We start from the raw sequence: 14,286 nt of genomic DNA on the forward strand, positions 1-14,286 counted from the left end.
CATTAAAATTGGTAAATTGGCGAATTAGATTTTTTACTTTGTCCCTGCGGATAATTCAAGATACGTACAGTTCCTTTTCTATTTTTCGGATCAATATTAAGCAGCTCGCATGTAACAATGGTTTGGTTAGTTGCATCGTGTTCAGTTGGATTGGCAAGATTGCGGCTTTTTAATCCTTTGAATTGAATACCTGGTGCAACTTCTACAAAGATACCAGCAATCGCATCAACACCTACAATTTTACCTACGAAACGGTCACGTCGTTTTTTTAGCTCTAGTAGTTTTTCAATTGGATCTGTTTCTAGTTTCTTTTTATTCCCTCTAAATTCATATCGACCGTTCTTTTCTACTACTTTATCGATAATAAGCTCTACAACATCACCTATAATAATATCCTCCGGACGAACAAATGAATATGACCAATGTGAGTACCTTACGCCTATAGTTACACCATGGACTTCAACCAGGACGGTTTGTGCAGTTGGAATATGACCTGAAACTGTTCCTGTGTATACTTTATTCCCACCTTGTGAGGTTACTTCATCATATAATCTTTTTTGTAATGCGAGCTCTCCTGCTGTGATTGATACAACGGCAAAATTCCCTTCCTCTGTCTTTTGGAAATGCTCAATGATAACAGGTTTAGTTCTACCAACTAGCCATTGAGGATTTTTAGGAATTGTTATCCCTGCCTCTGTAATTGGGCAGTATGCAGTTGTATGGGTACCAATTTGCATCGTAAGTACGGGTATGCGTTCTGATTTACCATTTTTAGTTGGGAACAACTTTTCAGAGACGACTGTAATTAAGCCTTTACCTATAATACGTTCGCGTTTCATACGAGCTAACTCTTCTAATTCATGCTCACGTACTCGTTCAAATTGATTGAAGTTTGTTTCTACTGGTGTGTCTCCTGCCGTGAGTTCTTGTTCAAAAGCCATTCCTAGTTCTTCTACAATGTGTGTTGTTTCTTTCTCTACTGTCATCCTATTTTTCCTCCTAGAACGTAAAAAAGGACACACCTGTACCGTTGGAATGGTACGTAAGGTGTGTCCTTCACGTAAGTTATAGTTTATTTATATAGTTATTAATTAAAATATAATGGTATTCGGAAATTTATGCAAGTGTTATTTGGTTCAACTTCAAATGTTTTCTGGCAAATCTCTAATTAATTTCAAAGTATCGTTCTAATTGAAAGGAAATATTAATCAAATATATCGTTTAAATCCTTGCTCATCACGTTAGATGTATTCTTCTTAGGTTGTTCATTTCTATATGGCAGTGGCTGCGTATCACTATACTTATTTTTCTGTTGAGTTTTTAGAAGTTCTTGACGTTCTTTATAGGTCATAGGGCTATACTCTCGTTGCTCTTCATTATTTTTAGGATTCCCTAGCCTATTTTTTTCTAAGTTTTTATAGACAGTAGTACTAATTGATTCATAAACTTTTGCTACATCTGCTTCAAGTTTATTTTCTTCAGTAAGGGCTGCTGTTTCTATTACTGGTGTTGGATCTTCCTCTATATTTATTTCTGATTCCTTCTCTATTTCAATTGTAGTTACTTCTTCTTGTGACTCTTCTTGGAATGGTTCGGTTCTAACTGAAAGCTCCGTCTCAATTGAAGCATCTGAGTTCCAATCTTGTTCCAATATAGAAATGGATAAATCCTTGTTAAGCTCTGATACATCCATATGTATTTCATGATGATCTTCTATATCGGCAGAATTCATTTTAATTACTTCCTCAATTGTTTCTTCTGTTACTGTATCTTGTATTGCAGGTGTCACAAATTCCAACTTTTGTTCTGTCTCTATATCCTGCAAGACTCCATTACGTTGTAAAGCATCTAGTAAGCGTGCTGCACGTGTATAACCTATATTAAATTTATCTTGCAGTGCAAATATGGAGGCAGTCCTGGATTCCTTCACAAAAGCTACCACATCATCATACAGGACATCTTTAAAGAAGCTTGTTTCCTCTTGCGCGGCTTCCTTGTCTTCGCTTGGCATGGCTGATTCTTGCTGAATACTCTCACCGGTATTTGTTTCGAATAAAACGGGAGAGTTTATATCAGACTTCTCAATCGGTAATGGAACACGACTATCTTTTGAAATTAGAACTTTACGAGGTTCTTTTCCTGTATAGGAACTTACAACTAGATTTTGTTCTAACTTTTCAATTAATCGTGCTGTCTTCATATAGCCAATCCTAAATTTTCTTTGCAGAAGGGATGGCGAGACTTGCTGTGCTTCAATTACGAAGTTTTTAATCTCTTCATATAGAGCAGCTTCATTTTCAGCTTCCTCATTGTGGTTTTTCTGTTGTTCACTAGCAATGAATGTATTTGATACAGCTATATCTTCGACTAATTTTGTTTCATGTTCAGATTTATGATCCTTATAATCATCCAATGATACAATATGTTGTTGCTCACTGTCTGTTTCTAGGGAATTGTTCTGCTCCATCGTATCATTCTGTATAGGTGGTAGTGGTTCTATTTTCTCCATATTCTTTGCATCTACGTGCTTCATTGGATTTGCTTTATTAATAGACTCCTTGATTAGAAGGAGACGCTCATTTTCCCAATATTGCCCTAGTCTTTCGTCTACTTGAATAATCGCTCTAGCAAACTCTTCTTTAGGTACAAAGTTACTTGTGATTTGTTGTACAGGCTGCACATGATTATCTTGTACGATACGAGCAGCGCAAATAAATGCACCTTGTGCCATAATATCCCCTGGCGACATAACCACTTCTTTTGTTTTTTGATAGGTTGATCCTAAACGACTAACGGGATTCTCTTGCATAGGAGAAATACCTTGTTCGGATTCAGATTCTTTAAATTCCTCTTTTTCGCCAAACATGTCAGAAAAAATCTTTGCATCATATGGTGTTACATCCCCAAATATCATTTTGTTACGGAATGAACCCAGCAAGGTAAACATGTACTGCTCTGTGAAATCTAGAGCTAATTGAGATAGAGTTTGACTTGCAATTGTCAGGATTACTTTATATTTACGAGATTGTGCAGGGAATTCTTTAAACGGGCGCACAACGTAATCTGGAAATTCATCGACAATAATATGATGGTACGGTGATAAGTTTGGTTCTCTACGGAATACAGCATTCTGCATACTAAGTAAGACAAATTTTCCTAATACGTTAGAAAGGTCGGCTAATTCCCCTTTTGCCGTGTTCACTAGTAAAATACCACCTTGTTCTAGGTGGACATCGAAATCAAAATCGGATTTTCCAAATAAAACACGTCGTATCAGTACGTTTGAAGCAAGGTCTTTTAAGATGTTACGTAATCCTTTTACATATTCTTCTTCTCTATCATAATGCATGGGGTGTCCGCGGTATTTTCCTTTTTTATAAACCGCTGGTTCACCTTGAGAATCTGTCTTTTCTCGAATGGTATTATCAAACCACTCGTCTATCCCTTTTATAATTTTATATTCGTTGTTCTGATCCCGGGAAGCAGCGCCAGTTTGAACAAAATCGTATAACTTTTCCACCTGTACTTTTAACAGTTTATGCATACGATGGACACGTTCTACATCATCATACATCTCTATCAAGTCATCGAAGGTTACATCTTTTTGCGGGTTGTGCAGCTTTAATAAATAGATATGTTGCTTAAGGTGGTTACGCTGTGCTTGCTCAAAGAATGCATTGTTTGATTCAGATAAACCTTGAATAACCATCGCGAACACTTCTGCTACCTTATCAACTGGCCCACGCAGAATGTTTATGTTTTTTGTATCTGGATTAGTTGGATCAATATAGTAAACAGAGCTTTCTGGAATTTTGTGTGCTTGAACTAATTTGTATACTTTCTGACATAAATCATTACTAGGTTCAATTACAGTAACGCCATTTAAAAAGGTCCCTTTTACTTCTTCCGTATCATAATCATTTTTTTTATAAGCATTTTCGAACTTATTAATGAAACGTACCATCCAGTGTAAATCTTGATTAATCATTGGAATGATTAAACTAGATGTTTTACCAGAGCCAATCGGACCAATAATGATTCCGTTTAGTGTTCGATCTTTCCCTTTAATACGAACCATTTCTTTATGCTCAATATGAGGACCAATTTCTACATCAGGATATATTTGTTGTTCTTGACTATTAAACCATTTTTGTAACTTGTGGTTTTTGTATTCATATTTTTGTACCCATTTTAAAATTTCTTCTCGGTAACGAACAATATGCCCGCTATACCAAAGAGTAAACAAGATCATAAATACAGTCGGTAAAAACACAAATATCATGGTTAATGTGTGGAAATTCCCCGTTAATACATGTCCTACTGCCTGATATTCACCAAAATTAACATGCGTTGCTTTATCCATGAGATAAGGGATAACTTTTGCGTGAATAGGAGCAGTTGCAAACCATAAGAATTGGATATCAACTGCGATGTGTGAAGCAATTAGAATGAAAAGCTTCCCATTTTTCACATGTAAAGCTGGAATACGGCTGTAGAAACGAAAACTAAATTCTCCTAGAAATAAAGAGAAGAACATTAAGATAAGTGGTACATATGTAATTTCTATAGGATAAGACGGTGGTTCAAATGCATAGTATAGTAACTTTATATAGTTTATTAAACCGACTCCAAAAGAAATAATAAATGCGCTAATTAGTGTAATAGTTGTAAATAAAGGTAACCTTTGCTTAAACATATCCATAAAGGCTCACCTATTCCTTACAGAAACAGCTGAGCTTTATGGCGGAATGTAAAACGATCTTGTAACTCTGGATTAAATCGCTCTTTTGATTTTTCTAGAAAGAACTTCGCTGCATCTTCAGTCTGTTTTAAATACAGGTCGATACTAGCTTTTTCACAAAGCTTGTCATATTCTTCTTGAGAAAGTACAGCAATATTCACTTCTATTTTCTTAGCAGCTGCAGTTTCAATCAATACGTCGTACCAATAATAATTAGGCTTACCAGGTATTTGAATATCTTGTAGTGAAACGCTGAACTCCGCACCTTCTTCCGTAATATGTTCAAGTACTAGTTCTGGATTTGCTAATGCCTCTCTCACAGAAAGCACTCCCCCATTGGCTGTTGATGCAGTTGTAAATTGCAAATTCATTTTCATTTTCCACCTTTCTCCAAATAAAAAAAGGCAAGCGACACCCACTGTAAAAACAGCGTGTGTCGCTTGCCTTAATTCATATGTTCTGATTTGATTGTAGTTTTAATTATATGTTCAAACGTTATTCTACCACCTTAAATAATGAAAATCAATAAAATTATATAGTGTTATATAAAAAATAATAGATTAATATAACTCAACAAGTTTACGTCTTTTCGGATGAACGTTATTTGCAGTACGTACCATTATCTGTTCATCCATGTCTATATGGATACTTTCATTTTGGATTGATAGCAGTCGTACATTTTCATAAGTGTCCATCAGAAGAATATCTCTGGGCTTTTCACGTTTAGGATAGATAACTACAAGTGGAACACCGTCATCCCCTTCTCTTCTTGAAAACACGACGTCATCTAATCTAGCGATCATTCGGTAATCATTTTCGTTCCCAAAAATAAAGAAGAAATCTTGTATAACGTCTTTGTCTCTCCTATAAGTTCGACGTAGACCGCCATCTATTGGTTCCTTAAATGTTTGTACGTTCTCAACAAATGCATAACGCCACTTAGCATCTCCTACTGTACGTTGAGATAAAGGCACAAGAATATCTTGTTCGAAATTTTGGTTGTCATCTTTTCCAAGAATGATATCTGAAATAAGGTCTCCAGCATCTTTAAGTGAGCAGACGTACATATTTAGATTAGGTATTGTCATTAAAAGTTCGTGATACTCCCTCATAGAAAATAATAGATTCTTCATACGTACGTATGGTGGTTCTGCTTCTTCTGCAAGGAACATTGATTTGTCGTACATGACAAAAATAACTGAAACATTGTCCTTCGTTTTTTGAGCATATTCTACATACTTCCCTACTTTTTCAACTAAGGTAGAATTGGTTTCTTTACACATATCCATTTCAATATAGATATTTTTATCTTGATATGAAATGTGTTCATCAGGTATCACCGGTAACTGGCCATCCTCAATTTTCATATTTTTCTTCAGGTAATAAGAGCGGATATCTAATTTATATAATATCTCATTGTTTTGTGTCTTCTCTGTAGTAGCTAGTAGAGTACGAACAAGAACCTCACGTGAACATAAAGTGTGAAGTGAATTTATACGTGAATATCTTTTTTTTGAAGCGCCAGGTGGGAGCTTCCCTATCTCTTTTAAGAATTCAATTATTTTCTCTTTCAAGGAAAATAAAGCGCGTTTTGTTATACTGTCATCCCTTTTATCTATTTTTTTAGTTAGGATAGCACCATATTGGGAGTATCGGTCGAGTTTTGTAAATACGCTTGCTTCTGAACATTCCCTCCCCTCAAATGCACTATATAACGTAGTGATTTGACGTGTTGTAAGGGCTCTTTTGTAATATAAAACTGTAAAAACAAATATGTCTGCTTCTTTTAGATGAAAATATTTTTGGGTACCTGGCCGTTTATATTTATACACTTTTTTAAACACTATATACACCTCGTATCTTAAATTAAACTAAAACTAAATAAGTATCATTTTATATATACTAGTACATCTAAATATTGGTTGTAAAACAAGAAAAAATGAATGAGAGGATTTGCCTTCTAGAGATACCTACTCTTGTACTCCAAAGTTGGGATGATAACTTGCTTTATAAATCTGTAGAAAATTATTGATTTAATGGGATTTACGAGATTGTTCTGCTTGTTAGGACGGGGTACTGCTAGATACCTAACAAGCATTCAAAAGAAAAATCACTAATAAAGTGATGTTATGCCGCCCTAACAAGACGTAGATAGGAATATTAAGATTTTGATGGATTGAAATTATTCAAGAATTATAAAAAGGATTTTGATAACAAAGAGTGATTTTCTTTCCTCGTTATTAGATTATTAATTTCTTTTTTGTGATTGAGTGTCTACTTCTACTACTGGTTCAGTGCGAGATTCAACTTTTTTTAGGCTTTTCCTTTTGTGTTGAATCATCAATTTACTTAGATGAAAATTAATGTTATTTCTTTCTGAATCAACGGCACAGTATAAATACGTCCATGGGCTCTTTACTTTAATATAGATTTCATAGACTCCCCATTCACTAAACCATAAAACTACATAATAAATTTTGAGATACCGTCTTTTGTTCATATGAAAATAATGGAGTGAAAATGTCAGAACGATCGAAGTAAACTTCTCAATCATTTTAAACTACAAAGTGTTTAACGAAATAATCAAGTAATTTTGTGGATATGAAATTAACAATCTTCCCTAATAGATTTTTAGGAATGACTGAAATTGATAAGAAATTGATAAGAAATTGGATTCACATGCAGCACCCTTGTTTTTACTGCATACACAGTTATGCGAATTAATAACAGAGTTAAGTGAAGAAATGCATTAACAATCCCTTTTCTAACAAGAGATGAATCTTGTAAAAGCAAAGTGTTAATGAAGGAAAAATGAAGTATGAATTTTTATAGAAACTTAATGGAATCTTTTAATCAATATAAATAGATGAGTGCAATGTTAATTATTAAAATACAGAACTTTTCCCTCATTATTATATAAGTGGTACATATAAGTCTTATACATACAACTTACATGTACCGCTTACTATGTAGTGTTGATGTGAAATTGATATATATAAGAATGAAATTTATTGATATATATAGTGTTTAATGTACGCTGTATATACAAAGTGTATATATAAAATGCACAAGGTTTTGGATTGATAATTTATAAGTTTTATGTTAATAAAATAGAGCTATTTTTTGATATGTTCATTTCATGTAGTCATGATAGTAAATCAATCCTTGTTAAAATGTGAATTACATGAAGTGTAAGATTGATATATCATATATACGCTTTATATATACATCGTATATAAGAACCTATGTAAAATACGGATTGCTTCTATTACAAGACTTATAAGTTCTATATATAAGTTTTATATAGAATGACTTGATATACGACGTATAATGATGTACTATGTTTCTAGGAATAATTAACCAATGCTTTAAGGGGGGGACAACTTGAACGAGGTTTTAAGTGAAAAATATCAAACAATCAAGTTTGCAGATGAAGTAGTAAACATGTTTGCTGATATTCTTGAACAAGACGAGATACTATACAGTGTATTTCTATACATAGGAAACGTAGTAAACAAACAATTTCAAGAGACCAAATATATGAGGGGCATATCCATTAATGAAATAGTGGAAAATGTAGTTATTGACAGGAGAGTAAAGAAAACAAAAGGAAAATCTTATTCATTAGAAGTTGAACGTACAAATATATCAAGGCGTTCAGCTGAAATAAGTGTGAGTACATTATCATCAATGTCTTTAATTTATGAAAAGACTATGCACCCATATAAATTTTTAATCTCAACTTATAGAGGACAACAAGTACTTATTGAATTAGGGAAAAGAAAAAAAAGTGAATAAGGAGAGATAAAATAATGGCAAAAAACTTCTTGAAGAATGAAGTAGCAGTTAAAATGACGATGATTGGTTTTGGTCAAGCTGGTACTAGAATGGTAGATAAATTTGCGGAATATAAACATACAGACGGAACAGCAGTATATAACTGCTTAGCGCTAAATAGTAATGATGGGGATCTAGCCGAACTAAAAAATGTACCAAAAAGCAATCAAGTTTCACTTAAATTAGGTGGTTTAGGTAAAAACCCTGAGCGTGCGGTAAAGGTTCTTGATTCAAATGATGACGCAAAAGAAAAATTAAAAGAATTTATAACTGAACGTGTAAGACCATCTGATGAACTTGTTTTGTTTTTTGCAGGACTTGGTGGAGGAACAGGAACTTCTACAATCATTAAGGCCATTGAAGAGTTTTCGGCTTTTCATAATAAGCCAGTAATTAGACAAGAATTACAAAAAGTTGCACAGCAATACCCAATGGCTGAAATAAAAGCAAATCAAGCGAAGTTTACGAGAATCGCCTTTGAAAATGCTATTGAGCGCAAAGACTTTATAAAAATGGGGATTGTTGTAACACTTCCTGTCCGAGCAGATGGGCCAGATGTATTACGACAAGTAAATAAATTTTCACAGGAGATTTGGAAATTAGCAAATGATAAATCAAAAGGTGTAGCATTTGTAGTATTTGCTGATAACCAGCACTTTTATGATGAATTTAAGGAATTAAATGAAAATGAGAAAAAAGGTATTGCCAATTCACGAGACTATGCAAATCAACGCATTAGTGAGATTATTCATGAGTTAAATACTGCTGCCAATGGATCTGGTACATCTGTAATACTTGATTCTCAAGACTTTAAACGTATTTTACTTGAGAAAACGGGCTGTTTAGTTATTAATAAGGTTTCACGCAATATGAACCAGATAGAAAATAGCCATGCAATTATAGAGATGTTCCAAGAGTCATTAAGAGGAAGCTCATTCCATCCTCCAATTGAGTTGATGAAGAAAAATAACGATGGTTCTGTTGAAGCGTCAAGAGTACATCATTTTGGCATGCTGGCTATCTTAGATGAGCAAAAAAACATTGATGATTCCTTTATGGATGATGCTAAGGTAGAAGTTTCAAATAATCTACCTATAAATGGTACCGTTTTTAACGGGTATTTAGTAAGTAAGAATGATTTCTTAGGAAGTGTATATACGTTCTATAAAACTGATGCATTACCATCAAGGTTATCTAAAGGTTTAGTTGAAGAATTTAATGAGTTTAAAGAAAGACAAAGCCAAATTCATTACACAAAGTCTCAAATTAGTACAATAGAGAATGTAGATGATGATGACGACTTAGGCTTTGCATTTGGAGATTTTATTGATATGGGTAGTGATGAAGAAAATAAAGATACTGGAGCAAATGAAGATGATGAATTAGCGGATTTTCTAGATCCAGATAAGATGTTCGGTACTACAAAATAACAAAAAAGTCTGGATAAAGATCCAGACTTTTTTGTTATTCCACAGTATTCATAAGAGATTTTATATAATCAATAATATTATCCTGTATGTACTGCTCAATGAAGAGTTGTTTTCTACCCAAATCTTCCTCTTTTTTAAACCATCCTACTTTTCTAGTACGCTCTTCTTCAGGTTTACTATTCCACAGGCTTTCTGCTTGTTTTCTTAATTCCTGACGTGCTCTATGCTCAATAATGAAATTATCCAGTCTATCTTGGCGTTGGCGTAATTTTATGGTTTCTACATCTTCTGGTTGTGGTAACTGTTTTAGTATATTTTTAACCCTTTCTTCATAATGAGATTCAATATGTTTTATTTTTTCTTCTAACTGCTTAGTTACCATTTTTTCGATAATTTCTGCAGCGGCTTGAAGGTTTAATTCGGTAGATACTTCATTTGTTTGATTCTCTGGTGAAACTGGTCTTAAATCAAACTGGTGTGGTAAAAGGTCAATAATGGCATCTAAAGACCATTTTTCATCTCTTTTTTGTTTTATAAATAGAGCAATTTCAAGATCTAATGTATTATAGAGTTTTTCGTTTGTGTTTTGGGTTCTTAAAGTTTCGTGAAGCCCTTTTTCCTCTAGAATGTTGAACCAATTATAAACAGTATTATGATGACGTCCGACCAGTTTAGAAAATTCAGTTATTCGCCATGCTTTTTCAAAAACAGTATCATTTAATATGTCATCATCATTAGTTTGATGGTCTTGTGATTCGTTTTTTTGGTCAATCACTGTAACTACCTCCTTAAAAATCACTCATAAACACCCGATTTGTAATTAACATGTGAACTGAAATTGACATGTTAGGCATTATTTCGATAATAATCATGCAAATCCCTACCTATTCAGTAATTGACATGAAATATAAAATTAACATGTAACCGAATGTGTGTTAACAAAACATTAACTGTTAACACGGAATACGCTTAATTTGTTGATATTACTGTTAACTCTAAGTGTCTAAATGGTAATGTTCTATCGATGGAAATACCTATCTTTTATGTTAGTAAGATTAATGATAGTTGCCATGAGATTAACAAATCGTGTCACTTAATATTAATGATAAGGAAATATAGGTGTTTTGTAAATAAGTTATAAGGATATAATTAAAGTATACTATGGAAAAACAAGCATACTAAACTAAGGAATTTAAATTATAATGTATAAAAACTAGAAAAAAGGTAATAATACTACTACATTAGTATTATTTGGTGAATTTAAATGTACTTAGCGATATAGGATCAGAATCAAGATAAATAAACTGTAAGAGTTAATTCCCACTCTACGCTGCCATTAATGTGAAATGTACGAGTATTTTAATATGGTATAGGATACTTGGTTGGATTTGCATAGTTAATTTAATACTAGTAGCTTTTAAACAGCTTAAAGACGTTATTTATCTAACATAAAACATCTTGTTTATTAATAAAGGTGAAAATCATTCGATCCAGGGGCGAATCTTGGGTTTCTATTGACATTAACATAGAATGTGACATTGATATGAAATAAGTTACATAAGAATAGCCTCCCATCAATGTTAATGTCTTATCAACTAAAATAACCATAGGCACCTGCTGTATCTATGGTGGTCTTCCATAAAGGGACACTTTCAACATAGAATGTTCAATAATCGCTTTGATTAATATGAAAATAAAATAAATATATAGTGATGGATTTTATAGAACGCTTTGATATGAAGGTTAAATATACTAATGTTTCCTTTTGATCATCTAAATAAGTCGATCAATACCTTTTCGGTGTTAATTGATTAATTATGTGTGCAAATAACAAAGTGAATAAAGAGAATGAAATTAACATGTTGACCGGTTATTGAGTGATACTTTTAAGAATATCTATATCATTATCATTAACAGGAAACTATAATGCTATTAACAAGAGATTGATATTTGAATACGATGCTATACTTATTGTTAATTTTGTATCAACTAAAAGGACTACTTGTAAAGGGTTTAGTTTCACAGAGTTAAGAGTGAATTTTGAAGCTCCATCGAAGTAGTGTTTATTTAGGTGAAATATATCAAAAAAATAATTGAGATTTGTTATAGAGGTTATTAATACACTGAAGTATGTATTGGTTTATAAGTTTTATTATATTTTGTTAGCTTTTAACTCTGGTGCAAGCCTGGGCAGGTTCTATAGGTATTTATAATTCTAGTCATTTAGAAGGGTTTCTTATAAGGTTGCTAATGCTGTCAAATGAATGTGTGTGTATACTTGTCCCACTGTTAAATGTTGATATGAAATCAACATTTAACAGTGGGAATTTGATTACATGTTAATGTCAGTTGATATGTTAATGTGAATGCGTTCTCTGGAATGAGCTTTAATTGTTTACATAACATTAATATGTGAGTTAATTATGTACTAAGTAGTTTTGAAAATCCGGCTGTATATAAAGGTTGCAAGGTTTTTGCAAGTAATCTCCTAAACTTGGATATACTGATAGTGTTACGCTAAAAAAAGTGTGGTTGTTATGGGGAAAGTCTGTTCAAATGGAAATGATAGGAAGTCAAACGCATATTATTAACAGTAAGAAGATATCTACGGTACAACTTCTAATTAAACCAATTATAGGTTTTATTTCTTATAAAACTTAAATGAGAAAATGTATTGACATTTTAATTTTATAAAGATAATCTTATACATGAATATCAATTGTTTAAGAATTATATACAAATAGATAAATAAAAAATTTGCTAAACGGACACACCGAAGGCGCATTACCTGCCAGTGGTGTGTCTTTTTTGTGTTTTTTGGGAGGGGAGTAAAAGAAAACTATGAATACGCAAATGACTTTTTCCCAACAGAACTTTAAAGTACATGGGGTTAAGTTTTTCGATGGATTATTGAACATCGTAAAACTAGAAAATGAACGAAAAGAATTACCATCTTCAGCTTTAGCTACTTATATCTTGCTTCACTTTGAATGTAATGATATAGGAATGCTACCACGTGAATTTCAAATCATGGATCTTGCTAAGAACAGTGGGATTCCCTACACAACAATTTATACGGGGTTTCAAGTTTGCTTGGAGCGTAAGCTCGTAAAAGAGACACCTGTTGGAAATCGTACTGTATATGAGGTTGTAGATTATGCCTTGTATAACCATACTGCTGCAGAAACTACAAAAACTACAGATATATCACTATCATATTTCCGAATTCCATTTCATCTTATTCAAACAACTATACTTAGTAGTCTTGTAAAGGCTCGTGATAACAGAGGGATTATGTTCCTATTAGAATTAATAAATACTTTTTCGAGAAAAATTGGTATGGAGCATTATAAGCACCAGATTCAAGAGTTCGAGATTACAAGAAAAATGGGTTTTTTAAAGGATAAATTGAATCGTAATGCAAAGAAGGTACGACAATACATAGAAATTTTAAAACCAATTGTGCAATTTACAGCAATTGATTCTAAGGAAAAGAAGTCTAGCGACTCTCGCATAGCGCGTGTTAGAAAACAGGTGAAACAAGTCATCATTGAAAAGTTCAATGTGGTGTTTTCTTCAAACTGCGTAATTGAGAATGATAAAAAAGATTTACATAGGCCAGTAGCGAAATGCAGAAAGGAAGCAGTATCTCGTTTAAAATATATGGGACAATCATTACGAAAGAAAGATCGTGAAAATATGATGATTGCATTTAAACAGGAAATTGTGGACATTGCTGCATACATGCCAACAAAGGAAAAACAAAACGTATTACTGATTACCGCAATGACTTATGCATTAGATCAGGTTGAAAATTATACGAAAGAGCAAGAAATATTCTCTATTCCTGCATTTATGCGAGTACAATTTAGAGAATCCTGGACTGATTTTACGAAAAAAAGCTTGTCTGTAGAAGAAAGACACGATGTAATGATGAATTATTATAATCAAAATGGTGCCTATCCAGACTTCATAAAATCTTAAAAAATATAGTAAGCAGCAGCCCTTGTTAAAAAATCACATAAAAGCAAGGGTTATTTGGCATGTTCTTTAATTTGAGGACATGTTTTTTTGTTAAGGAAATGTCTTTATCGGCGCTTTTACGTAAATATATAAACAGTTTATGCTGCTTTTGGATACGATTCATTTTGTTTATAATTCGATTCAATACTTGTGATTATCTTAATACTATATATTAAAACCTGTGAATTCTTAGTAATATGATATTTAGCTTCTTAATTTGTGTTTTTTATGATTCATTACTTGTATGTAATGGGG

Annotated in this window: 9 protein-coding genes; 3 read left to right on the plus strand and 6 right to left on the minus strand. The window is 32.8% G+C overall.

Annotation, left to right across the window (positions count from 1 at the left end):
- Positions 1–2: 2 nt before the first annotated feature.
- The 5 genes from MKX77_RS27900 to MKX77_RS30775 form a co-directional block, all read right to left on the minus strand.
- On the minus strand, positions 3–986 hold the full coding sequence (locus tag MKX77_RS27900; RefSeq protein ID WP_341308411.1) for an RNA-binding protein: 984 nt from the start codon (positions 984–986) through the stop codon (positions 3–5).
- Positions 987–1,204: 218 nt separating this feature from the next.
- Entirely contained in the window at positions 1,205–4,702 is a 3,498-nt protein-coding gene (locus MKX77_RS27905) for a DNA translocase FtsK (RefSeq protein WP_341308412.1), read from the minus strand.
- A gap of 17 nt (positions 4,703–4,719) precedes the next feature.
- A complete protein-coding gene (locus MKX77_RS27910) occupies positions 4,720–5,112 on the minus strand; it encodes a hypothetical protein (RefSeq protein WP_098778748.1) in 393 nt (130 codons plus the stop codon).
- Positions 5,113–5,301: 189 nt separating this feature from the next.
- Positions 5,302–6,585, minus strand: coding sequence for a replication-relaxation family protein (locus tag MKX77_RS27915; protein ID WP_341308413.1), 1,284 nt, complete (start codon positions 6,583–6,585; stop codon positions 5,302–5,304).
- Positions 6,586–6,989: 404 nt separating this feature from the next.
- The gene (locus MKX77_RS30775) at positions 6,990–7,172 is read right to left on the minus strand and encodes a hypothetical protein (protein ID WP_445819133.1); all 183 of its coding nucleotides are present in this window, start codon (positions 7,170–7,172) and stop codon (positions 6,990–6,992) included.
- 953 nt (positions 7,173–8,125) lie between these two features.
- Between MKX77_RS30775 and MKX77_RS27925 the strand changes: the two genes are divergently transcribed.
- Together MKX77_RS27925 and MKX77_RS27930 are read left to right on the plus strand one after the other, a co-directional pair.
- Positions 8,126–8,539 (plus strand): hypothetical protein, encoded by a 414-nt coding sequence (locus tag MKX77_RS27925; protein WP_341308414.1) that lies wholly within the window; start codon positions 8,126–8,128, stop codon positions 8,537–8,539.
- 14 nt (positions 8,540–8,553) lie between these two features.
- Positions 8,554–10,008: a cell division protein FtsZ gene (locus MKX77_RS27930; RefSeq protein WP_341308415.1), complete on the plus strand. Its 1,455-nt coding sequence runs from the start codon at positions 8,554–8,556 to the stop codon at positions 10,006–10,008.
- A 34-nt stretch (positions 10,009–10,042) separates the two neighbouring features.
- On the opposite strand, the gene MKX77_RS27935 is transcribed toward MKX77_RS27930, so the two are convergent.
- The gene (locus MKX77_RS27935) at positions 10,043–10,783 is read right to left on the minus strand and encodes a MerR family transcriptional regulator (RefSeq protein ID WP_341308416.1); all 741 of its coding nucleotides are present in this window, start codon (positions 10,781–10,783) and stop codon (positions 10,043–10,045) included.
- A gap of 2,066 nt (positions 10,784–12,849) precedes the next feature.
- Here MKX77_RS27935 and MKX77_RS27940 point away from each other — a divergent pair.
- Positions 12,850–13,992, plus strand: coding sequence for a hypothetical protein (locus tag MKX77_RS27940; RefSeq protein WP_341308417.1), 1,143 nt, complete (start codon positions 12,850–12,852; stop codon positions 13,990–13,992).
- Positions 13,993–14,286 lie beyond the last annotated feature (294 nt).

This window comes from Bacillus sp. FSL R9-9410 (genome assembly GCF_038050385.1).
GTDB classification, from domain to species: Bacteria; Bacillota; Bacilli; order Bacillales; family Bacillaceae_G; genus Bacillus_A; species Bacillus_A cereus_U.

Bases quoted from the DNA above. Each gene is read 5' to 3' on its own strand.
- MKX77_RS27900 (WP_341308411.1), bottom strand. From the start codon at position 986: ATGACAGTAGAGAAAGAAACAACACACATTGTAGAAGAACTAGGAATG.
- MKX77_RS27905 (WP_341308412.1), bottom strand. From the start codon at position 4,702: ATGGATATGTTTAAGCAAAGGTTACCTTTATTTACAACTATTACACTA.
- MKX77_RS27910 (WP_098778748.1), bottom strand. From the start codon at position 5,112: ATGAATTTGCAATTTACAACTGCATCAACAGCCAATGGGGGAGTGCTT.
- MKX77_RS27930 (WP_341308415.1), top strand. From the start codon at position 8,554: ATGGCAAAAAACTTCTTGAAGAATGAAGTAGCAGTTAAAATGACGATG.
- MKX77_RS27940 (WP_341308417.1), top strand. From the start codon at position 12,850: ATGAATACGCAAATGACTTTTTCCCAACAGAACTTTAAAGTACATGGG.